We start from the raw sequence: 22,096 nt of genomic DNA, 5'->3' as shown, positions 1-22,096 counted from the left end.
CGCCGGGCAACGGCCCGTCTCGAAAAATCAGGAGAGGTTTCAATGTTACGCAAGATTTTGATGGCGCTCGCGCTGATGATCGCCGCACCTGCCGCCGCCCCGGCCATCGCTCAAGACAAGCCTGAGGGCAAGCGTGTCGAGGTCAATGGCATACAGATGTATTATGAAGTGTCTGGCCAGGGCGAGCCGATGGTCGTGCTGCACGGTGCCTATATGAACATCCCGTCGATGGGCAGGATCATTCCGAAGCTCGCCGAGACGCACAAGGTCTATGCGATCGAGTTCCAGGGCCACGGCCGCACCACCGACATCGACCGGCCGATCACCTATCCCAACCTCGCCGACGACGTGGCGGCATTCATGGACAATGTCGGGCTGAAGAAGGCCGATATCTTCGGCTATTCCATGGGCGCCGCCGCCGGGCTGCAGCTCATCATCCGCCATCCCGAGAAGGTGAACAAGGCGGTGCTGGCTTCGGTCGCCTATGACACCAAGGGCTGGCAGCCGGAATTCATAGCCTTCATTCCGCAGATGACGGTCGAGATGTTCGTCAACATGCCCTTCGCGCAGGACTACAAGAAGCTCGCCGCCAATCCGGATGGGTTCCCGGCCTTGGTCGAGAAGCTGATCGCGCTCGAGAAGGAGCCGATGGCCTGGGAGGAGGACGTCAAGAAGATCAAGACGCCGATTCTGATCATCGCGGGCGATGCCGATGTGTCGACGCTCGAACATTCCGTCGCGCTGTTCCGGCTGCTCGGCGGCGGCGTGATGGGCGACATGGGCAAGCCGCTGCCGGCTTCGCGGCTGGCGATATTGCCTGCGACCGCACACACCGCCGTGCCGGACCAGGTCGACCTGCTGATGGGTTTCATCGAGCCGTTCATCAAGGGCGAGATTCCGAAAGGCATTTTTGAGTAAGGCGCTGTCATACGGCATTCCCTTCAAAGAGGGGAGTGCCCGACACCCCTTCCCGCCTCAGCCGAGGATTTCACTCCAGTCGGCGACATTGCCGAAATCGGAAAAGGCTTCGAGCACGCGCTCGCGGTTGCGGCCGGTGATCGCGGCGCCCCGGCCGGCAATGCCCTGGTTGAAATGGACATGATCCATATTGCCGCCCCGCGAAAATACGCGCGCGATCTCGTCTTCCTCGGCCTCGGTCTTCGCAAAGACCCCCGACATGCGGGCGGCGAGCGCGGTGGCGTTCGCGGCGATCTCGTTCTCGTACGAAATCCAGAACGGTTCGACCAGCCCGCTCTGTTCGGCCAGCGTCCAGGATACGTAGTAGGAGACGTAGAAATTCAGATTGCGGTCGAGCAGGCGGGAAATCCGCGCCTCGAAATCGAGGTGACGATAATTGTCGGGCAGGCCCTGGCGGAAGAAATTGTCCGTGCCCTCGGCAGCGGCGTCCTCGCCATATTTGCGCAGGAAATCATCGAGGCTGACGAGCATGTCGAAGACGTTGCGGCGGATCAGGATGATATCGAGCCCGTAAAGCGAGGCCTGGCGGCAAAGGAAGGGCGAGGCCAGCATATGATGATGGGCGAGAAAGCCCGAGGGCCGGCAGCAGGCTGAAAGCAGCGCCAGTTCATCGATCTCGTGCGGCCGGGTGGCGGCGCCGTAGATCGTGTAGTCGTAGGCGCGGGCGAGCAGCATGATCAGGCTGATCCGCGGCACGTCGAGCGCGGTCGCCAGTGCCTTGGATACGAAGGTCGAGCCGCTCTTCATCGGCGCGGCGACCATCATGCGGCGGGTTTTCGTGTTGGCGGCGGTAATCCGCGCCTGCGAGACGACATAGAGCCATTGCGTGGCATTGAGTGTCGGCTGCGAGACCTCGCCATGCGGCACGAAGAAGGGATTGAACGCCGTGCCATTGACGATACAGACGTTCCTGAGCTTGTCGTCCTTGATGCCCTGCACCGCGTCGCCGATCGTCCGGACGCTGTCGAGCGAGGTTGCGCGGCCCAGATATTCGATGACATCGTCGGCTTTGGTGATCATGGTCTGTCCGTCCGGTGGTGGCTTGCCTGCAACTTTGCAAACTACCATTGCCGGCCTTGCCCAGACCTGTTCTCGCGCTGCTACAGGAATGAACGGCTTGATCCGGGCTTACATCCGCATGCCCGGAATCGCGAGCGGGTTTTCCTCCAGCGCCTGGCGATCGGCCTGATCTATCCTTGGCGTGCCGGTGAAGGCATCGAACAGGCTCTGCACGAATTCGGCCGGCAGGTCCCTGGTGATCAGCACCATGCGGGTGCGACGGTCGGACGGATCGGGCCAGGCGGGCAGCCGTTCGGGCTGGTGGAAGATGGACTGCACGCCATGCAGCACCAGGGGCCGGTCGGGATCATCGGCCAACTGGACCACGGCCTTCATGCGCAGGAGCTTCTCGCCATGGGCCGAGCGCAGGAGGTCGATAAACATGCCGAGCGCCGCCGGATCGACCGGGCGCTCATGGACGATCGCGAAGGACTGGATCGCCTCATCGTGGTGATGATGATGATGGTGATGATGGTCGTGGTCGTGATCATGATCGTGATGATCCTCGTCATGCAGCCAGCGCGAGACATCGGCGATCTTGGTCGCCGGGTCGTAGAGGCCGGCGGATAGCATGGCGTAGCCGGCCGCTTCCGGCGCATCGCCATCGATCAGCGGGGCGCCGGGATTGAGCTTTCTGAGCCGTGCGGTGACATCGGCGATCGCTCGGGCATCGGCCAGCGTCTGCTTGGTCAGGATCAGCCGGTCGGCGACGGCGGCCTGGCGGCGGGCCTCTTCGTGATTGTCGAGCGTCGAGAGACCGTTGACCGCATCGACCAGCGTGATGACGCCATCGACCGAGAAGTCGCGGGAAATGTCTGTCGCGCCGATGATCGACTGGATGACCGGCGCGGGATCGGCAAGCCCCGTCGTCTCGATGACAACACGCTTGAGCGCCTTGATCCGGCCATCGGCCAGCGCCTCGCGGAAATAGATCAGCGTGTCGGTGAGCTCGCCGCGCACGGTGCAGCAGAGGCAGCCGTTGGAAAGCTCGACCATGGAATCGCCCGAAGCCTCGACCAGCAGGTGATCGATGCCGACTTCGCCGAACTCGTTGATGATGACGGCAGCGTCCTTCATATCAGGATCGCGGAGCAGGCGGTTGAGCAAGGTCGATTTGCCCGCGCCGAGAAACCCCGTGATGATGGACACCGGGATGCGATCGGACGGCTGGACCATCAGTTGACGGGCCGCGGCTGCGGAACCGGAACGGAGACCTTCCTGCCGTTAACGACGAGGAGGCCGGCATCCGCGACTTCCTCCACCGCTGCGTCAGCCTCGGCCGCTGCAGAATCCTTGCCGGCGGGAATGATGGTGATCTGCGCCATGGCGAGCGGGCGGGTGAGTTGGTGGACCCATGGCGACGTCTTCTTGTCGCCGACCTCGTCGGTTGATTCCGAGCGGACCACCTTCTTCTTCTTGCCGCGCTTGCGGCACATCATCTCACTGATGTCGCTCACCTGATCGCGGGCGGCGCCATAGGGCTTGAGCTTGTAGACCGTGGGATCGCCAAAGCCGGTGCCTTCGGTCAGGCCCTTCTGGAGAAGATCGGCGGAGAGGACCGTGCGGCCGGCGAGGCTGTCGGAGCCGAGCACCACCGAGATCACAGCCTTGCCGTTGCGGGTGGCCGTCGAAACCTGATTGTAGCCCGACGCGCAGATATAGCCGGTCTTCATGCCGTCGGCGCCGTCGAAGCGGGCGATCAGCTTGTTGTAGTTGCCGAACTTGCGCTTTCCGACCTGCACGCCTTCGAGCGAGAAGTATCCCGAATACTGCGGGAACTCGCGCTTGATGGCGAGGACGAGCACCGCGAGATCGCGTGCCGTCGTGTACTGGCCGCCCCCCGGAAGGCCATGCGGGTTGATGAAGTTGGTCGAGTTCATGCCCAGCCGGCGCGCCTCGGCATTCATCATCGCGACATAGTTGGGCATCGTGCCGCCGAGATTTTCGGCGATTGCATAGGCGACATCGTTGGCCGACTTGACGAGCAGCACTTTCAGCGCATCGTCCAGCGTGAGCGCCTGGCCCGGCTTGAGACCGAGCTTGGACGGCGGCTCGGCGGCAGCGCGCTTGGTCATGACGATGGGCGTCTGCATGGTCCACTTGCCTGATTTGACCTGCCGGAAGGCGACATAGGCCGTCATCAGCTTGGTGAGAGACGCCGGATACCATTTCTGGAACGCATCCTCGTGCTCGATGACCTTGCCGCTCCGGATATCGACCAGCATATGCGGTCCGGCATAGGCCGGGGCGGTCATACCAATGGCAAGTGCGAGACCCAGGGTTGCCGCCGTAGCCCTGGTCATTGCCTGCCGGATTGCATTTCTCATCGTGTCGCTTACCTTCAAATTCCACCGGGAAGAATATTTTGACCGGGCCATATTTAGCCTATATGGCAGAGAAATGGCAGATGCCTTGGAAAGATTTTGCCGGGAAACCCGGCATTTTGCAATGCGCATGACAGGTGAGCGAGAATGCCGATCATAAACCGTGCCAGCGAGATGCATGACGAAATCACGTCCTGGCGCCGCGAACTCCACCAGATGCCGGAATTGGGTTTCGACGTCGTCAAGACCGCAGGCTTCGTCCAGGCCAAGCTCAGTGAATTCGGGGTCGACGAGATCGTGACAGGCCTTGGGCGCACCGGCGTCGTGGGCCTGATCAAGGGCAATCGCGGCGCGGGCGCCACCGTTGGTCTGCGCGCCGACATGGACGCGCTGCCGATCACTGAAAAGACCGGCAAGCAATGGACGTCGCAGACAGCGGGAACGATGCATGCCTGCGGCCATGACGGACACACCGCCATGCTGCTGGGTGCGGCGAAATACCTCGCCGAGACACGCAATTTCGCAGGCACCATCGCGGTGATTTTCCAGCCGGCGGAAGAAGGTGGCGGCGGCGGCCGCGAGATGGTCCAGGACGGGATGATGGAGCGATTCGCCATTTCCGAAGTCTATGGCATGCACAACCTGCCGGGCTTGGAACTCGGGAAATTCGCCACGCGCTCCGGGCCGATCATGGCATCGACCGACGAGTTCAACGTCACCGTGCGCGGCCGCGGCGGCCATGCCGCCATGCCGCACCAAGGCGTGGATCCGGTGGTGATCTCAGCCCAGATCATCACCGCGCTCCAGACCATAGCGTCCCGCAATGTCGATCCGCTCCAGTCCACCGTCCTGTCGGTGACGATCCTGAAAGGCGGCGACGCATCCAACGTTATTCCCAACGAGGCGAGCTTTGCCGGCACGATCCGTACGCTCAATGCCGAAATGCGGGAACTCTCCAAGAAGCGCCTCAGGGAAATCGCCGAAGGCATGGCCGCAGCACTCGGCGCCGAAGCATCGGTCTCGATTCACACCGGCTATCCCGTGACCAGGAATCACGGCGAGCAGACGGGCGTGGCGCTCAATGCCGCCGGCGACGTGGCGGGACTGGTCAATGTCGATCCCGACATCAATCCGACGATGGGCGGCGAGGACTTCTCCTACATGCTGAACGCCCGGCCGGGCAATTTCATCTTCATCGGCAATGGCGACACCGCCTCGCTGCACAATGCGAGCTATGATTTCAACGACGAGGTCATTCCGCACGGCGTCTCCTACTGGGTGCGGCTTGCCGAAAGCAGGCTGTCGGATCTCGCGGCCTGAACAGTGTTTGCCAGGCGGAATCCGTTCCGCTAGCTTCTCAGCCATGACAGACTTGGGTTCCGGCCTGCGACGCGCCGTGATGATCGTCGCATTTGCCAATCTGGCCTATTTTGGGGTGGAGTTCGGCGTCGCGCTGGCCATCGGCTCCGCCTCGCTGCTGGCTGACAGCGCCGATTTTCTCGAGGATGCTTCCGTCAATATCCTCATCTTCTTTGCCATGACGTGGTCGGCCAGGAATCGTGCTCGGGTCGGTGCGGCGATGGCGGCCATACTGCTCGCTCCGGCTCTGGCCTTCCTGTGGATCGCATGGCAGAAGTTCTTCAATCCCCTTCCGCCTGCGCCCTTTGCCTTGTCACTCGCAGGACTCGGCGCGTTGGCGGTCAACCTGGGTTGCGCCTATCTCCTGGCCGCATACCGCCATGCCGGCGGTTCCCTGACGCGGGCCGCGTTCCTGTCGGCACGCAACGACGCCTTTGCCAATGTTGCAATCATCGCTGCCGGATTGGTGACGGCGTATCTCTGGCATGCCGCATGGCCTGACCTGATCGTCGGCTTTGCAATCGCAGCCATGAATCTGGACGCGGCGAGGGAAGTGTGGCAAGCGGCGAAAGAAGAGCATAACGCCGCAGCATGAATCAGGAAGGCCGCCCGAAGGGCCGGCAGAGAGATCGCATAGGCAAGTCATTCTTACCGGGGATTAACACCATGACCGCTCAAAGCTGGATCTCTCTCGCCACCCATCGCGACTGGCTGACTGGCGAGGCCAATCGCCTGTTCGAATTCTTCCAGCATCGCTCGATCAACCCGAAGGGCGGGTTCTACGAATTCGACGATTTAGGCAATCCGCTTGGCGGCGACGATCCGGCGCGCGGCATCCACATCACGGCGCGCATGGTCCATTGCATGGTGATCGGCCATCTGCTCGGCCGGCCGGGTTGTTCGCAGCTGATCGACCACGGCATGGATTATCTGTGGAATCACCATCGTGACCGCAAGCACGGTGGCTATTTCTGGACCATGGGCAATGACGGGCCGAAGGACGCGACCAAGCAGGGCTACGGCCATGCCTTCGTGCTGCTTGCCGCTTCTTCGGCATCGCTGGTCGGGCATCCCCTAGCCGACGAGATGATCGACGACGTGACCGAGATCCTCGAAACCAAATTCTGGGAAGACGAGCATGGTGCCATATCAGAGGAGTTCGAGCCGGACTGGACACCGATCCCCGGCTATCGCGGCCAGAACTCCAACATGCACCTGACCGAGGCCCTGATGTCGGCCTATGAGGCGACCGGCGAGGACCTCTATCTCGAGCGCGCCGAGCGAATCGCCGATCTCATCATCAATCGCAAGGCGCGCGAGACGGGTTTCCGCGTCGGCGAGCATTTCGACGAGAACTGGAACCTACTGAAGGATTATCGCGGCAACGAGATGTTCCGCCCCTCCGGCACCACGCCCGGCCACTGGCTGGAATGGGCGCGGCTGATCCTGCAGCTCTACGCGCTGGGCGGCAAGGAAAAGACCTGGATGCCGGAAGCGGCCGAACAGCTTTTCGCCCAATCCATGGCGCTTGGTTGGGATCACAGACAAGGCGGCTTCTTCTATACGCTCGATTGGGATGACCAACCTGCCAAGCGCTCCAAGCTCTGGTGGCCGATGGCCGAGGCCGCCGGCGCCGGCGCCTTCCTCAACGGCCATGTGCCATCCGACATGCACGAAAGCAGCTATCGGCTGATCTGGGACACGATCGCCGCGCATTTCCTCGATCGCAAGCATGGCGGCTGGCACGAGGAACTGAGCGAGGATCTCAAGCCCGCGCACACGATCTTCGCCGGCAAGGGCGACATCTATCACGCGCTGCAGGCCTGCCTGATTCCGCTTTATCCCGCCGAGGGATCGGTCACCAAGGGGATCATCGACAGCCAGGAGACGTAGTTCTTGAAGAAGCAGAACCTTCTCTTCGTCTGCAGCCAGAACAAGCTGCGCAGCCCGACCGCTGAACAGGTCTTCTCACAATTTCCCGGCGTCGAGGCCATGTCGGCGGGCACCAACAACGACGCCGTGACACCCGTGGATGGCGAACTTGTCGAATGGGCCAACGTGATCTTCGTGATGGAGAAGAGCCATTTGAATAAGGTCCGGCGCAAATTCAAGAAGCACTTGAACAACAAACGCGTCATCTGCCTTAACATACCGGACGACTACGACTTCATGGACCCGGCACTGGTGAAGCTGCTCGAGGCAAGAGTGCCGCGATACCTTTGATCAAGCGTGAAGGGAAGACTAGCCGAGCGATCCTTGCAGGGCTGCAGGATAGCGCTGATTGGGGTAGAGCGCCCACGACGTCAGTCGTCCGCTCGGCATCCCGTCTATGACATTCTCCGCGAAGTTAGGCCATCCCAAGTAAGGGGGGTAAGACGGCAATATCGCTGACTTTTTTTGGGTGCATCTGCTCCGGGTGCCGAAGCTGACGCCGCGTCAGGTTCCACTCAATGTCAGGGCAGCGACGGTGACATAGCGGCCAAGCTTGGCGATCGTCACGACAATGAGGAAAAACCAGAGCGATTCCTTCATCACGCCGGCGACGATGGTCAGCGGGTCGCCGATGATGGGCACGAAGCTGAGCAGCAGCGACCAGCGGCCGTATTTATGATACCAGCGTCCCGCCCGCTCGATCGACACCTCGGAGACCGGAAACCAACGGGTTCCGCGCAGCCGCTCGATCCCGCGCCCCAGGGTCCAGTTGATCATCGAGCCGATCACATTGCCCACCGTGGCGACGGCAACAGCGATCCAGACCGGATCGTCCGACGTCAGGAGCAGCGCGACGAGTGCTGCCTCCGACGGCACCGGCACGATGGAACCGGCGGCGAGTGCGGCAAGAAACAGCCCGAAATAAGCAGCGGCATCGGCAATCAATTGAGCGCCACCGCATGGCCGGCCGGCATGGCGATGTCAACGATCACGGGCAGATGATTGGAGCCGATATCGCGGCCCCGGCGCCAGTCTGTCACGCGCAGCTGCGGCGAAACCGCAACGTGATCGATGGTTGAACCGAAATAGACGAAGCTTTTGGCCCGCGTCCAGAAGCGGGTCACCGGCAGGTACCAGCCGGGCCGTGCGAAACGATAGCCGGTCTTTTCGAAGAAGCGGTCGAAGAACACGGAATAGGCCGGCACGTTCCAGTCGCCCGCCACGATGACAGCGGCATTGTCGGCTTCCCGGCGAACGGCGTTGGCGAGCAGGTCGAGATAGGCATTTCTGCTGTGCCATTGACGGAGGCTGCGCGAAGTATCCGGATGGATGGCGTAGAGGATGATCGGGCCATCGGGTCCGTCGATCACCAGGCGCATGGGATGGCGCCTCAGCGGGGGCGTGCCGGGCGCGTCGCTGATCTGTGCCTGCTCGCGGATCGGGTAGCGGGAAAACACCTTCTTGTCGTCATTCGCCGACGCCGTTCCCGTGCTTTCGAACGGATAGAGCCCGGAGCCCCGGACGGCATCCACGAAAAGGTTTCGGGTTTCCTGGGTGACCACGATATCCGGCTGTTCACGCGTGAGCAGCGCGACGAACGCGGCGGTGTCGCGGTTCTCGTTGAGAAGATTGGCCGTGAGCACCCTGAGCCGGTTGCCCGCCGTGGCATCCGGCGCCGGCGGCAGCGCGAAGATCGGATAGAGGGTCGCCGCAACCGCGATAATCGCGAGAAGCCTGGAGACCTTGCCGGGCGCAAAAAACGTCGCGAGCAGCAGAACGACGGCGAAAAGTGCGACCACCGGCCAGAAGAAGGTGACCAGATCGACCAGCCAATATTCGCCGCCCAACGCCTTCACCGAAATCGTCAATGCAATGAGTGCGGCGGCAACGGCACCAAGGATCGCGGGCATCGAATTTCCTCTGGGCGGGACACGGCTGCCCGACGCGAGCACATATTGCAGCGCACAGGGCTACTGGCAAGCGATACTGTCAGGGACATGATGAGGCAATTGGGCAGCCCCCATAAAAAGAGCCCGGCAATTGCTTGCCGGGCCAAGGGCGGAATATGTGGATCATAATCCGCGACGGGATGTTCAGCGGCGCGGAAATTGTTCCGCGCCGCAAGCCCCTTAGCTGTGGTAGGCGGCTTCGCCGTGCGCCGAAAGGTCGAGACCTTCGCGTTCGGCTTCGGGCGAAACCCGCAGGCCGAAGATCAGGTCGACGACCTTGAAGAGGATTGCGGAACCGATACCGGACCAGAGCAGCGTCACGAGAACGCCCTTCAACTGGCTCATGACCTGGGTCGCGGTACCGGCATAGCCGGCGGCGAAATCGGCGGTCGAGTAATCGACGACGCCGGCACCGCCGAGTGCGGGGTTGACCAGGATGCCTGTCATGATGGCGCCGAAGACGCCGCCGATGCAATGGATGCCGAAGACGTCAAGACTATCGTCATAGCCGAACTTGTTCTTCACCGCGCTGACGAAGAAGTAGCAGAGCGGCGAGACGAGGAGACCGAGGACGATCGAGCCGAGCGGACCGGCAAAACCGGCGGCTGGCGTGACCGCAACGAGGCCCGCGACAACACCCGACACGGCGCCGAGCATGGAGGCCTTGCCACGCATGAGGCTTTCAACCAGGCACCAGGACACAGCCGCCGCAGCGGTGGCAACGAAGGTGTTGATGAAGGCAAGCGACGCATAGGCGTTGGCTTCGAGATTGGAGCCGGCGTTGAAGCCGAACCAGCCAACCCAAAGCAGGGCCGCGCCGACCATTGTCAGGGTCATCGAATGCGGAGCCATGATCTCCTTCTGGAAACCGATGCGCTTGCCGAGCATCAGCGCGCCCACCAGACCGGCGATACCGGCATTGATGTGAACGACGGTGCCGCCGGCGAAATCGATCGCGCCAAACGAGAAGATGAGACCGGAAGGATCGCCATAGGCGCTCGGGCCACCCCAGAACCAGACCATGTGGGCGATCGGGAAGTAGACGAATGTCACCCAGAGGAGCGCGAACAGGATCATCGACTTGAACTTGATGCGCTCGGCGACTGCGCCGACGATCAGGCCGGGCGTGATGCAGGCGAAGGTCATCTGGAAGATCACGAAGGTGAGTTCGGGGATTGCCACGCCCTTCGTGAAGGTCTCCGCCAGTGACGATGTCGTCACACCATTGAGGAACATCTTCGAGAAGCCGCCGACGAAGCTGTTCATGCTGCCGCCGTTGGTGAAGGACATCGAGTAGCCGTAGATGATCCAGATCAGCGACACCGAGGCAGCGATGACCAGAACCTGCATCAACACCGACAGCATATTCTTGGCGCGCACCAGGCCGCCGTAGAAGAGCGCGAGGCCCGGGACCGTCATCAACAGCACCAGCGCCGAGGAAACCAGCATCCAGGTATTGTCGCCCTTGTCCATGGTCATGGCAACCGGCGCGGCGGGCGCTGCGGCATCTGTCGCGGCCGGTGTTGTCGCGGTTTGCGCGAAGGCAATGGCCGGCGCCAGCATCACGCCGAGCGTCAGCCAGGCTGTGCTTATTGGATTGGTAAATTTCGAAAGTGACATCAGGTAGAACTCCCCTGCAAATGTGCGGCCGTCAGAGCGCGTCGGAATCGGTTTCGCCGGTGCGGATGCGAACGGCGTGGTCAATCGAATAGACGAATATCTTGCCGTCGCCGATCTGGCCGGTCTTGGCGGCCCCTGCGATCGCCTCGACCGTCTTGTCGACGAGTTCGGAGGACACGGCGATTTCGATCTTCAGCTTCGGCAGGAAGCTGACGGCGTATTCCGTACCGCGGTAGATTTCCGTATGCCCCTTCTGCCTGCCGTAACCCTTGACTTCGGTTACGGTGAGGCCCTGGATGCCGACAGCGGTGAGCGCTTCGCGCACTTCATCCAGCTTGAACGGCTTGATAATAGCCATCACTATTTTCATCTGGTTTCCCATCCTTTGACGAATAATTCCGGCGGGTGACCGCCTTTGGCGTGATCGCGGGAAATGTTCGCCCTCCCGTGACTTGCATCTTGAATACAAGCCCCGTGCCAGTTTCGGATCTGGAGATTAAGTAGCTGAAATTTAACGAAGAAAAATAGAGGTTCTAAAAAACGGGCACGCCTTGAAACATAGACTGAGTAAAATTTGTGCAGAATCCAAAAAATGCGCAGAGATTAATCAGTTGCACGTTTCCGAATCAAACCTTCCTGCGCGGTCGAGGCGATCAGCCTGCCCGAGCGGCTGAAAATCGAACCCCGGCTGAGGCCGCGAGCGCCGCCTGAAAAGGGGCTGTCCTGGGTATAGAGCAGCCATTCGTCGAAATCGGGCGTGTCGTGAAACCACATCGCATGGTCGAGGCTGGCGCCCTGGATCGACCGGTCGAAGATCGACATCCCATGCGGAAAGAGCGTCGTGTCGAGCAGGGTCAGGTCGGAGAGATAGGCGAGGACGGCCGACTTGATCGCCCGCTCCTCGGGCACCTGACCATTCGCCTTGAACCAGATGTGCTGGACCGGCGGCAGCGGCTTGTCGGAGACATAATGCTCCATCGAAACCGGCAGGATTTCCACCGGCCGTTCGCGGAGCCAGAAACGCCGCACATGCTCCGGCGCATCTTCCAGATAGGTCTCGTAGAGCTCTTCCGGACGCGGCAGATTCTCCGGCAGCGGAATATCGGGCATTTCGATCTGATGCGAAAGGCCTGCTTCATCGACCTGATAGGATGCCGACAAGGTAAAGATCGGCTTGCCGTGCTGGATGCCCACCACCCGGCGGGTGGTGAAACTGCCGCCGTCGCGGATCCTCTCCACCTCATAGAGAATGGGCACCGTGGGGTCGCCGGGCCGGAGAAAATAGCTGTGCAGCGAATGGACGAACCGATCCTCGACCACTGTCTGGTTGGCCGCAGCCAGCGCCTGGGCAATCACCTGCCCGCCGAACACCCGCTGCCAGCTTGAATCCGGGCTTCGCCCACGAAACAGATTCTCCTCGATTTTCTCGAGCGTGAGAATACCGACGAGCTTCTGCATTTCCGAAAGGGCATTGTCGGGGCGCGGCATTTTGGGCTTCTCTCCATAGTTCCGTCACGATTGGACTTCCTCTATACTCCCCGGCACAACGGCCGCAAGCCGGGAAAATTCAAGGAGTTGGCCATGCTGGATATTCTGGTCGCGGGCGGCGGATATGTCGGGCTTTCGGTGGCTGTATCGATCAAGAAGGCGGCGCCGCATCTCAAGATCATGGTGGCGGATGGCGCGCCGGATGGAGCCTGGCAGCGGGATGGCCGGGCTTCGGCGATCGCCGCGGCCGCCTCGCGCATGCTCACCGCGCTCGGCCTGTGGGACGAAATGCTGCCGCATGCCCAGCCGATCAACAAGATGATCATCACCGATTCCAGGACATCGGATCCGGTGCGGCCGGTCTTCCTGACATTCGATGGCGAAGTCGGCAAGGACGAGCCTTTTGCCCACATGATTCCCAATCCGGCCATGGTCGGCCCCTTGCTCAAGGCGGCAAAGGAACTCGGCGTCGAGTTGAAATTCTCGACCAGCGTCGAGACATTCTCCGCCGGGCCGGTATCGGTCAGCGCGAAGCTCTCGACAGGCGAGACGATCGAGGCCCGGCTGCTGGTCGCCTGCGACGGCGCCAAGTCGAGGCTGCGCGACATTGCGGGCATCAAGACCGTGCATTGGGATTACGGCCAGTCCGGCATCGTGACGACCGTCGAGCATGAGCGCCCGCATGACGGCGTCGCCGAAGAGCACTTTCTGCCGGCCGGCCCCTTCGCCGTGCTGCCGCTCCCCGGCAACCGCTCGTCGCTGGTCTGGACCGAACGGACGGCCGATGCCGACAAGCTGGTCGCCGCCGACGATCTCGTTTTCGAGGAGGAGCTGGAGCGCCGCTTCGGCCACAAGCTCGGACCGATCCGCGCCGTTGGCGGCCGGCGGGCATTCCCGCTCGGGTTGACGCTGGCCCGCGCCTTCGTGGCGAATCGCGTCGCGCTGGCCGGTGATTCCGCGCATGGCATCCATCCGATCTCCGGCCAGGGCCTTAATCTCGGCTTCAAGGATGTCGCGGCGCTGGCCGAGACGATCGTCGATGCCGACCGGCTCGGCCTCGATATCGGCGCGCTCAACGTGCTGGAACGTTATCAGTCCTGGCGGCGCTTCGACACGTTCCGCATGGGGGTGACCACCGACGTGCTGAACCGGCTGTTCTCCAACGATATCACGCCGATCCGCATCGCGCGGGATTTCGGATTGGGTGTCGTGGACCGCATGCCGGGATTGAAGAATTTCTTCATCAAGCAGGCCTCGATCGCGACCGGCGCCGACCCGAAACTGCTGGGCGGCGAGATGCCCTGAACCCGCGAGGGCGAATTGGCTAAAGCCCCTTCCTTGCGCGAGGCTTGCCGGGTTAACGAATGAAGCTAAATAGTTAACCCGCCTGTCTTGAAAGTTTTAAGGTTTGATGACTATCTTTAACCATCCGGGGCGATTGCGCCGGGTGCATGACTGTTAAGGATAGAAAGGACAATTCTCTGACAACAGTACACGCGAAAGGAGTGGCGTCATACGCATACTCCCGGAGCATGGAGCGTAGCGAAGACGCTGCGGCCAACGCTCTCAAGCTGGTCCTCGAAAGCCTCGAAGACTCAAAAGCTGAAAACGTCACCTCAATCGACATAGCTGGCAAATCCGCGCTGGGCGACTACATGGTCGTCGTCTCCGGGCGCTCGAATCGCCATGTGACCGCGATTGCGGAACACCTGCTCGACGACATCAAGGCCGGCGGCCTTGGCAATGCCCGCATCGAGGGCCTTGAGACCGGCGACTGGGTGCTCATCGACACCGGTGACATTATCGTTCACGTCTTCCGCCCGGAAATCCGCGAATTCTACAATCTCGAAAAGATGTGGGCCGCGCCGGATATGGACGAGGGAACGCTGCACTGATCGTATCTCATCTGCTTTTCGAGGCGGATGAACTGCGACAAAAGCATCTCGAAAGGTCATTCCTTTCGTGGTGAGAAATTTGGTCCGAAATCGAGGTGCCCATCGTGCGGATTTCTCTATTCGCGGTGGGCAGGCTGAAAGCCGGGCCCGAAAAAGAGCTTGCCGAACGGTATCTCGACCGTTTTGCCAAGACCGGCCCCGCTGTTGGGCTCGAACTCGCCAAGATCACCGAAATCAATGAAAGCCGTGCCAGCAATTCGGAAACCCGCAAGCGCGAGGAAGCGGTATCGCTCGAAAAGATGCTGGCCGACGGCGCCGTGCTGATCCTGCTGGACGAGCGTGGCAAGGCGCTTGACAGTCCCGCCTTCGCCGAACTGCTGGGCGGCATCCGCGATGCGGGCAAGCGCGAGCTGGTGATCGCCATCGGCGGGCCGGACGGGCTGGACCCGGCGCTGACTTCCAAGGCAACGCATATGCTGTGCTTCGGCAAGATGACCTGGCCGCATCAGCTGGTGCGGGTGATGTTGGGGGAGCAATTGTACCGCGCGGTGACGATATTGTCGGGGCATCCGTATCACCGCGCCTGATCAGCGCGCCGGCCGCGACCCGGACGAGGCCGGTCAAACATGCGACTCCGCTTGAGCCAACAGAACCGGTTCCATTTCAATGCAAGAGGCTCTAAGCTTTGGAAATGGATAGCTTGAAGGAGGGCCCACAGTGGCATCTCCCAGTGCGCCGGCGGCGCAAAACTGGCGGTAGTATGATGAGATTTCTGGGATTGTGCATCGCCTTGTCATTGGTGCCGAGCTTACCGGCATCGGCGCAAGGCGTGAACCCTCAGCTAAGGTCGTGCAGTACCGCCAAGGATATCCCCTATTGCAAGGTGCAGCGGGGCCAGTTCAGCCATGACTGGACCAAAGCGCACCGCGGAGACTACGCATCGCAACGCAACGTCGCCTTCTGCCTCAGATTCGGATGCGACGGCGCCGTGAAGGTGAACAAGGTCGCCGCATGCGCGTGGCGCATCGTGATTATCGGCTCGGACGCGCCGTGGGAGAGAGGCGATGTCATGAACTACAAGGCCGATTGTGCCGGCATCGGCCAGCGCGGCGACGCCATGGCGCACATTCTGTTTAAAAAGATATACAGACGACCGCTCGAGATCGTCGCCGAAGAAGTCGCGACGTCTTTGACACGCGAACATCCGAAGCAGCCGGATCGATAAGCTACGTTCCCAATCTACCGAACTGACCAGACTGGCGCCGAACCGTCACGGGCTGGACCGCGCCAGTCGCCGGCGGCGGCGACCCCGAGGCGAAACCGCCGGGCGGGACAAGCGCAAGAACGGCGATCCCGGCATAGAAGACCCAGCCCAGCACCTGCACGACGTCTGCCGGCAGCGGCAGCGCGATGAAACGCGGCAGGAAGACCGGCGCGATCGCAAACAGCCAGAATTGCGGCCAGCCGATATCCCTCAGCCGCGCCGAAACCATCCAGAGCAAGGTGATGATCGTGATCGCCGTCATCGCGATGACCGCCGCTGGATAAAGCGCGGTGAGCGCCGAATGACGGTTGGCGAGATCGACGACTTCCTTCGGCGCGTCATGATTGGGCATGAAGGACAGTGGTGTCTCTTTCAGCCGCGCGCTGATCACCGCCTCGAGTTCCTTCTTGCTGTACTTGCGGCCTGATTTGACGATGTCCCGCACGATATCCTCGTGTGCCTGCATCATGAACGGCATCGGGCGGCCTTTGATCATGGACACATCGGCCGAACCGTCGCTGGTGACCTTGCGCGGCTTCAGCAGCTCCTCCGCGGTCGCATCCTGCAGGCGCACGATATAGCGCTCGATCGGCTGCTTGGCGAAATCGAAGCCGAGCATCAAGAGGATGATCACGATATATCCGATGCGGCCCAACCGGGATTCGCCGAAAATCGACATGGAATTACCTTCGCCTCATACAGCCTATGAGGGTTTATCGCGCAATGGTTGAAAATTTCACCTAATCCGATCCGTCGGAATTTAGCTTTTTGCAAGTTTGCGGTCGATCTGACGCCCATTCCCCTTTGCCGCAAATCAGCTTAACTTGGCGCCGATAGTGCGAGTGTGCCTTTGACGAAGCAAAACACGGTGTGGCGAAGACGATATGTGCTTATGGCGGCGGCGGCCGCCTTCGGCATTGCCAGCCTGTCGCCGCTCGTTGCCGTGCCGCAGGAAATGGACCCGATCCCGACCGAGACCGGCCAGATCGGCGTGCTGACCATCAAGCGCAATGCCACCGAGAGCGAACTCCGCGAACTGGCCAGGACCATTGCCGACGCCAAGGCGCGGGCGGCGAGCCTCGAAGCCTCGATCGCCGACGTCGAGAAGACCACGTCCGGCCTGCGCGAGGCGCTGGTGGCGTCCGCCGCCAAGCGCAAGGATCTCGAGCGCCAGGTGATCGCCAACGAGGACCGGCTGGCCGGACTGGCCACTCGGGAAAAGGGCGTCAAGGCTTCGCTCCATCAGCGGCGCGGGCTGCTGGCGGAAGTGCTGGCCGCGCTGCAGCGCATGGGGCGCAACCCTCCTCCAGCGCTGCTGGTGACGCCTGACGACGCGCTGTCCTCGGTGCGCAGCGCCATCCTGCTCGGCGCCGTTGTGCCCGGTATCCGTGGCGAGACGGAGAAGCTGGCAGCCGACCTGAAATCGCTCTCCGACCTCCGGACCGAGATCGCCGCCGAGCGGCAGAAATACGTGACCACCATGGCCTCGGCGATCGAGGAAGAGCAGAAGATGACGCTGCTCGCCGCCGAGAACGATAAACTGAATGTGAAGAACCGCGCCGAACTCGACAGCGAGAAGAAGCGGGCCGAGGAACTGGCAACCCGTGCGACAAGCCTCGAAGGCCTGATTTCCTCGCTCGAAAGCGAGATTTCCTCGGCAAAAGCTGCATCCGAAGCGGCGAAGGCCGAAGAGGCCAAACGCCAGAAACTGACCCCTTCGGAGCGCGCCAAGCTTGACGCGGACCCCGCTTTGCCCGACAAAAACCGTATTGCGCCCGCATATGCGTTTTCGGTGTTGAAAGCCAAGCTCGACCTGCCGGTGGCCGGCGACGTATTGCGTGCCTTCGGTGATGACGACGGGACAGGACACCCTGCCCAGGGCATTACCGTAGCGGCCAAATCGGGAATGGTGGTGACCGCACCCGCCGATGGTTGGATCATGTTTGCCGGCCCTTTCCGGAGCTATGGTCAGATGATCATCATGAATGCGGGCGACGGCTACCACATCGTCATGTCGGGCATGGATTCGGTGACCGCAAGACAGGGACAATTCGCCGTGGCGGGAGAACCCCTCGGCACGATGGGTGAAAAGAGAATCGCAAGTGCGGCGGGCATGCATCTGGAAACCGAGCGGCCCACACTGTACATAGAATTTCGCAAGGATGGAAAACCGGTCGATTCGCGACCATGGTGGTCCGCCAAAGACCTCGGAAAGGCACGCAATGCTACGTAAAACTTCTCTTGTGCTTCTCGGCGCGCTTCTGGGCTCTACCGCCATGGTCGGCGTCTATGCGGCCGGCATTCCGGCCAATGCCGCAGGCTCCTCGACCTATAAGGAACTGAGCATTTTTGGCGAGGTCTTCGAACGCGTGCGCGCCCAATATGTGACGCCGCCGGATGAGCAGAAGCTGGTCGAATCCGCGATCTCGGGCATGTTGTCGTCGCTCGATCCGCATTCGAGCTACATGAATGCCAAGGATGCTGACGACATGCGCACCCAGACCAAGGGTGAGTTCGGCGGTCTCGGCATCGAAGTGACGATGGACCAGGACCTGGTCAAGGTCATCACCCCGATCGACGACACGCCCGCCTCCAAGGCCGGCGTGCTGGCCGGCGACCTGATCTCGAAGATCGACGGCGCCGATGTGCGCGGCCTGAAGCTCGAGGAAGCGGTCGACAAGATGCGCGGCGAGGTCGGTGCGCCGATCACGCTCACGATCATCCGCAAGGGGGCCGACAAGCCGATCGATATTACGCTGAAGCGCGACATCATCGCGGTGCAGGCGGTCAAGGTCCGCGTCGAGGGCGATGTCGGTTATCTCCGCGTCATCTCGTTCACCGAAAAGACCTATGACGACCTGAAGAAGGGCATCGAGAAGATCCAGGCCCAAGTGCCGAACGACAAGCTCAAGGGCTTCGTGCTCGACCTGCGCCTCAATCCGGGCGGCCTTCTCGACCAGGCGATCAATGTCTCCGACGCCTTCCTCGACAAGGGCGAAATCGTCTCGACCCGCGGCCGCATCGAAAGCGAAACACGGCGCTTTACGGCAACCGAAGGCGACCTTTCCAACGGCAAGCCGGTGATCATCCTGACCAATGGCGGCTCGGCTTCGGCATCCGAAATCGTTGCCGGCGCATTGCAGGATCTCAAGCGCGCCACGGTTCTCGGCACACGGTCCTTCGGCAAGGGCTCGGTCCAGACGATCATCCCGCTCGGCGATTCCGGCGCGCTGCGCCTGACCACGGCGCTCTATTACACGCCGTCGGGCAAATCGATCCAGGGCATCGGCATCTCGCCTGATATCGTCGTCGAACAGCCGATCCCTGCTGAACTGCAGGGCAAGATGGAAAAGACCGCCGAATCCTCGCTCAAGGGCCACATCAAGGGCCAGGACGAGAATGACGAGGGTTCGGGTTCGCAGGCCTATGTGCCGCCGGATCCGAAGGACGACGTGCAGCTTGCCGCCGCGCTCAAATTGCTGCGCGGCCAGGAAATCAACGCAGCCTTCCCGCCGGACCAGAAGAAGGCCGTCGAGGTCGAGCAGAAGAAGCTGTGATAATCACGCGGCGGGGCGACCCGCCACGTTTCTCATATCGAGTGCAGGCGGCCAATTGAGCGGCATCAATACGCCACTGGGACAAAACCGGAAGCCGGCGAGACCATCGCCCGGCTTCTTTTCTCTTGTCCGGTTCATTGCCGTTTTCGGCGGCATATTCCTCGTCGGCCTGTCGCTCTATGTCGCCATGCGGCCCGAGGAAAACCTCAAAAAGCCTGAAGTAGCCGGCGTCGAGGTCAAGCCTGTCGAGCAGGTCGTGGGCGAACAGCCCGAGGCCAGGGATGCCAGCCAGGCCGACAAGCTGGTCCGTGCCCGGCCGCATGATGGCGCCAATATCGATCGCCAGGTGATGGACGACGGCTCGGTCGTCACCAAGTTCACGCCGAAGAACCGCGACAAGGATGGCCCCGTCGTCATCGACGCAACGGCGCAAAGCGCCCAGGACGAGCGCACCGCAGCCCTTCCCGACGAAGCCCTGATCGAGGGCACTCCGGACGGCAAACTGCCCATCGTCGCCACTGACGGCACGCGGCCGGTCGATCGCTACGCCCGGCCATGGTCGGGCGCGCGCGGCACACGCATCGCCATCGTCATTGGCGGCCTGGGACTGAGCCAGACCGGCACCCAGCGGGCGCTGAATACCCTACCCGAGGAAATTACGCTCGCCTTTGCCGCAACCGGCAATTCGCTGTTTCGCTGGATGCCGGAGGCGCGCCGCGGCGGCCACGAAATCCTGCTGCAGGTGCCGCTCGAACCCTTCGATTACCCCGACAACAATCCCGGCCAGCTGACGCTGCTGCATACCGATTCCGAGGCGAGGAACATCAAGCGGCTGCACGAGGCGATGGGCAAGATGACCAATTACACCGGCATCATGAACTATCTCGGCGGCCGCTTTCTGGCCGATGCTCCGGCGCTGGAGCCCGTGATGCGCGATATCGCCGGCCGTGGCCTGCTGTTCCTCGACGATGGTTCCTCGGCGCAATCGCTGTCCGGCACCTATGCCAAGGCCTTCAGCGCACCGCATGCCTTCGCCGATGTCGTCCTCGACCAGGAGGTCAGCAAGGCTTCGGTGCTCAAGAAGCTCGATGAACTCGAGCGCGTGGCAATGAAAAACGGCTCGGCCATCGGCGTGGCCTCGGCATTTGACGAGAGTGTGGATGCGGTGACGGAATGGGCGCGCGAGGCAGGTGGACGCGGGATAGAGATTGTCGGCGTGTCGGTGCTGGCGGATGTGCCGAACTAGGAACTTGGATCCCCGTTGCCACGCAAATTCACCCCTCACCAAGCGCGCCCAAGCATTCGACTTTGTCTCATGCGGGCTTGCTATCCTCTCCCGCAAGGGGAGAGGTAAAACTCGTGGCGCGGCCCCGCCTCAAATGAAGGTCGAGCTTGAGGCACCCTACCTCTCCCCTTGCGGGAGAGGATACGAAGGCCGGGTGAGCGTAGCGAACCCTTGGCCGAAGTTGGTGAGGGGTGAATCCTATTGTGCAAAGTCAATGCAGGCGATTATTCAAGTGCCGACCCTATTCGAGGAACTGCCCATGACTAAATCCAAAAAAATCCGCGCTGAAGACCTGCCCTATCGTCCCTGCGTCGGCATCATGGTGCTCAATCGCGAGGGCCTGGTCTGGGCCGGACGGCGCACGCCGATCGGCAATTCGGAATATGACGGCTCGCCGCAACTCTGGCAGATGCCGCAGGGCGGGATCGACAAGGGCGAGGACCCTGAAAAGGCCGCCTACCGCGAACTCTACGAAGAGACCGGCATGACGACGGTCACATTGCTGGGACGCACAAAGGGCTGGATCAACTACGACCTGCCGCCGGAACTGATCGGCATCGGACTGAAGGGCAAGTATCGCGGCCAGACGCAGGCCTGGTTCGCGTTCCGCTTTAACGGTAACGACAGCGAAATCCAGATCGCGCCGCCGCCGGGCGGGCATGAGCAGGAATTCGACGAATGGGCCTGGAAGCCGATGGAGGACTTGCCCGCGTTGATCGTGTCCTTCAAGCGCAACGTCTATGACCGGGTCGTCGCCGAATTCCGCCACCTTTCCGGCACCCAGGCTTAATTGCCGGAATTTGCTTGAGGAAACGGGAACAAGCCGCTCACGAAAATCTTATTAGAAGTGATTGCCATCCCCCATGACACCGCACCGCGGTATCACTAAGAGGAAGTGGAGAATCGCAGCCAAGATTTGTAAGGAGCTCCCATGGCCATCTCGAACACTCTCAATCCCTGGGCGCCTCGCGTGCTCTCGATCGTCCGCATCGTTGTCGGCCTGATCTTCATGGAGCACGGCACACAGAAATTGCTGGGTTTTCCGGCCGCCGTGTCGCCCGATATGATCCCGTCCGCCTTTTCCATGGGCTGGTATGCCGGCGTGATCGAGTTGATTGCCGGCGCATTGGTCGTGCTCGGACTGTTCACACGCCCAGCGGCATTCATCGCCTCCGGCATGATGGCCTTCGCCTATTTCCTTGCCCACGCGCCCCAGAATTTCTTCCCCGTCAACAACATGGGCGATGCGGCCATCCTCTATTGCTTCGTGCTGTTTTACTTCGTCTTCGCAGGCCCCGGCCCGTGGAGCATCGACGCACAGCGAGGCGCTGCCTGAAGGCTCGTGACTGCTTGAATGCAAAAGGCGCCGGTCGCGAGTCCGGCGCC

Annotated in this window: 23 protein-coding genes; 14 read left to right on the top strand and 9 right to left on the bottom strand. The window is 61.6% G+C overall.

Annotated elements, in window-relative coordinates:
• Positions 1–42: 42 nt before the first annotated feature.
• The gene (locus ACSQ26_RS27055; RefSeq protein ID WP_436014465.1) at positions 43–918 is read left to right on the top strand and encodes an alpha/beta fold hydrolase; all 876 of its coding nucleotides are present in this window, start codon (positions 43–45) and stop codon (positions 916–918) included.
• Positions 919–975: 57 nt separating this feature from the next.
• On the opposite strand, the gene ACSQ26_RS27050 is transcribed toward ACSQ26_RS27055, so the two are convergent.
• From ACSQ26_RS27050 to ACSQ26_RS27040, 3 genes are all read right to left on the bottom strand, one after another.
• Complete coding sequence (locus ACSQ26_RS27050) at positions 976–1,998, bottom strand: hypothetical protein (RefSeq protein ID WP_436014463.1); 1,023 nt, start codon at positions 1,996–1,998, stop codon at positions 976–978.
• 108 nt (positions 1,999–2,106) lie between these two features.
• Entirely contained in the window at positions 2,107–3,213 is a 1,107-nt protein-coding gene (locus ACSQ26_RS27045; RefSeq protein ID WP_436014461.1) for a CobW family GTP-binding protein, read from the bottom strand.
• On the bottom strand, positions 3,213–4,364 hold the full coding sequence (locus ACSQ26_RS27040; protein WP_436014459.1) for a D-alanyl-D-alanine carboxypeptidase family protein: 1,152 nt from the start codon (positions 4,362–4,364) through the stop codon (positions 3,213–3,215). Before ACSQ26_RS27040 ends, ACSQ26_RS27045 begins: the two co-directional genes overlap by 1 nt.
• A 144-nt stretch (positions 4,365–4,508) precedes the next feature.
• Between ACSQ26_RS27040 and ACSQ26_RS27035 the strand changes: the two genes are divergently transcribed.
• The 4 genes from ACSQ26_RS27035 to ACSQ26_RS27020 all read left to right on the top strand — a co-directional run bounded on the left by ACSQ26_RS27035 (position 4,509) and on the right by ACSQ26_RS27020 (position 7,943).
• Complete coding sequence (locus ACSQ26_RS27035) at positions 4,509–5,681, top strand: M20 aminoacylase family protein (protein ID WP_436014457.1); 1,173 nt, start codon at positions 4,509–4,511, stop codon at positions 5,679–5,681.
• 43 nt (positions 5,682–5,724) lie between these two features.
• A complete protein-coding gene (locus ACSQ26_RS27030; RefSeq protein WP_436015488.1) occupies positions 5,725–6,315 on the top strand; it encodes a cation transporter in 591 nt (196 codons plus the stop codon).
• A 71-nt stretch (positions 6,316–6,386) separates the two neighbouring features.
• The gene (locus ACSQ26_RS27025; protein WP_436014455.1) at positions 6,387–7,613 is read left to right on the top strand and encodes an AGE family epimerase/isomerase; all 1,227 of its coding nucleotides are present in this window, start codon (positions 6,387–6,389) and stop codon (positions 7,611–7,613) included.
• A gap of 3 nt (positions 7,614–7,616) precedes the next feature.
• Entirely contained in the window at positions 7,617–7,943 is a 327-nt protein-coding gene (locus ACSQ26_RS27020; RefSeq protein ID WP_436014454.1) for a low molecular weight protein tyrosine phosphatase family protein, read from the top strand.
• Between the two features lie 213 nt (positions 7,944–8,156).
• On the opposite strand, the gene ACSQ26_RS27015 is transcribed toward ACSQ26_RS27020, so the two are convergent.
• The 5 genes from ACSQ26_RS27015 to tesB all read right to left on the bottom strand — a co-directional run bounded on the left by ACSQ26_RS27015 (position 8,157) and on the right by tesB (position 12,709).
• The gene (locus ACSQ26_RS27015; RefSeq protein ID WP_436015487.1) at positions 8,157–8,594 is read right to left on the bottom strand and encodes a YqaA family protein; all 438 of its coding nucleotides are present in this window, start codon (positions 8,592–8,594) and stop codon (positions 8,157–8,159) included.
• Positions 8,594–9,562 (bottom strand): endonuclease/exonuclease/phosphatase family protein, encoded by a 969-nt coding sequence (locus tag ACSQ26_RS27010; RefSeq protein WP_436014452.1) that lies wholly within the window; start codon positions 9,560–9,562, stop codon positions 8,594–8,596. The genes ACSQ26_RS27015 and ACSQ26_RS27010 overlap by 1 nt, the downstream gene beginning before the upstream one ends.
• 219 nt (positions 9,563–9,781) lie before the next feature.
• Positions 9,782–11,221 carry an ammonium transporter gene (locus ACSQ26_RS27005; protein WP_436014450.1) on the bottom strand — a complete coding sequence of 480 codons (1,440 nt, stop codon included), beginning with the start codon at positions 11,219–11,221 and terminating at the stop codon, positions 9,782–9,784.
• A gap of 31 nt (positions 11,222–11,252) precedes the next feature.
• Positions 11,253–11,603, bottom strand: coding sequence for a P-II family nitrogen regulator (locus ACSQ26_RS27000; RefSeq protein ID WP_436014448.1), 351 nt, complete (start codon positions 11,601–11,603; stop codon positions 11,253–11,255).
• A gap of 221 nt (positions 11,604–11,824) precedes the next feature.
• A complete protein-coding gene (gene tesB, locus ACSQ26_RS26995) occupies positions 11,825–12,709 on the bottom strand; it encodes an acyl-CoA thioesterase II (RefSeq protein ID WP_436014446.1) in 885 nt (294 codons plus the stop codon).
• 93 nt (positions 12,710–12,802) lie between these two features.
• Between tesB and ACSQ26_RS26990 the strand changes: the two genes are divergently transcribed.
• The 4 genes from ACSQ26_RS26990 (at position 12,803) to ACSQ26_RS26975 (ending at position 15,829) form a co-directional block, all read left to right on the top strand.
• The gene (locus ACSQ26_RS26990) at positions 12,803–14,014 is read left to right on the top strand and encodes a ubiquinone biosynthesis hydroxylase (RefSeq protein WP_436014444.1); all 1,212 of its coding nucleotides are present in this window, start codon (positions 12,803–12,805) and stop codon (positions 14,012–14,014) included.
• A gap of 146 nt (positions 14,015–14,160) precedes the next feature.
• Positions 14,161–14,604, top strand: coding sequence for a ribosome silencing factor (gene rsfS, locus ACSQ26_RS26985; RefSeq protein WP_436014442.1), 444 nt, complete (start codon positions 14,161–14,163; stop codon positions 14,602–14,604).
• Between the two features lie 104 nt (positions 14,605–14,708).
• Positions 14,709–15,191, top strand: coding sequence for a 23S rRNA (pseudouridine(1915)-N(3))-methyltransferase RlmH (gene rlmH, locus ACSQ26_RS26980; RefSeq protein WP_436014440.1), 483 nt, complete (start codon positions 14,709–14,711; stop codon positions 15,189–15,191).
• A 173-nt stretch (positions 15,192–15,364) separates the two neighbouring features.
• A complete protein-coding gene (locus tag ACSQ26_RS26975) occupies positions 15,365–15,829 on the top strand; it encodes a hypothetical protein (protein ID WP_436014438.1) in 465 nt (154 codons plus the stop codon).
• 1 nt (position 15,830) lies between these two features.
• Here ACSQ26_RS26975 and ACSQ26_RS26970 read toward each other — a convergent pair whose 3' ends face one another.
• Complete coding sequence (locus ACSQ26_RS26970; RefSeq protein ID WP_436014436.1) at positions 15,831–16,547, bottom strand: hypothetical protein; 717 nt, start codon at positions 16,545–16,547, stop codon at positions 15,831–15,833.
• 213 nt (positions 16,548–16,760) lie between these two features.
• Here ACSQ26_RS26970 and ACSQ26_RS26965 point away from each other — a divergent pair, with 213 nt between their 5' ends.
• The 5 genes from ACSQ26_RS26965 to ACSQ26_RS26945 all read left to right on the top strand — a co-directional run bounded on the left by ACSQ26_RS26965 (position 16,761) and on the right by ACSQ26_RS26945 (position 22,046).
• Positions 16,761–18,101, top strand: a complete 1,341-nt coding sequence (locus tag ACSQ26_RS26965) for a murein hydrolase activator EnvC family protein (RefSeq protein WP_436014434.1) — start codon at positions 16,761–16,763, stop codon at positions 18,099–18,101.
• Positions 18,091–19,425, top strand: coding sequence for a S41 family peptidase (locus ACSQ26_RS26960; protein WP_436014432.1), 1,335 nt, complete (start codon positions 18,091–18,093; stop codon positions 19,423–19,425). Before ACSQ26_RS26965 ends, ACSQ26_RS26960 begins: the two co-directional genes overlap by 11 nt.
• Positions 19,426–19,480: 55 nt before the next feature.
• Positions 19,481–20,671 carry a divergent polysaccharide deacetylase family protein gene (locus tag ACSQ26_RS26955; RefSeq protein WP_436014430.1) on the top strand — a complete coding sequence of 397 codons (1,191 nt, stop codon included), beginning with the start codon at positions 19,481–19,483 and terminating at the stop codon, positions 20,669–20,671.
• A 298-nt stretch (positions 20,672–20,969) separates the two neighbouring features.
• The gene (locus ACSQ26_RS26950; RefSeq protein WP_436014428.1) at positions 20,970–21,500 is read left to right on the top strand and encodes an RNA pyrophosphohydrolase; all 531 of its coding nucleotides are present in this window, start codon (positions 20,970–20,972) and stop codon (positions 21,498–21,500) included.
• Between the two features lie 141 nt (positions 21,501–21,641).
• A complete protein-coding gene (locus ACSQ26_RS26945; protein ID WP_436014426.1) occupies positions 21,642–22,046 on the top strand; it encodes a DoxX family protein in 405 nt (134 codons plus the stop codon).
• Positions 22,047–22,096: the final 50 nt, after the last annotated feature.

The organism is Rhizobium sp. LjRoot254 (genome assembly GCF_964254105.1).
GTDB lineage: Bacteria > Pseudomonadota > Alphaproteobacteria > Rhizobiales > Rhizobiaceae > Rhizobium_E.
Note: the sequence above shows the minus strand (reverse complement) of the source record. Positions and strands in the feature narration are given on the sequence as shown.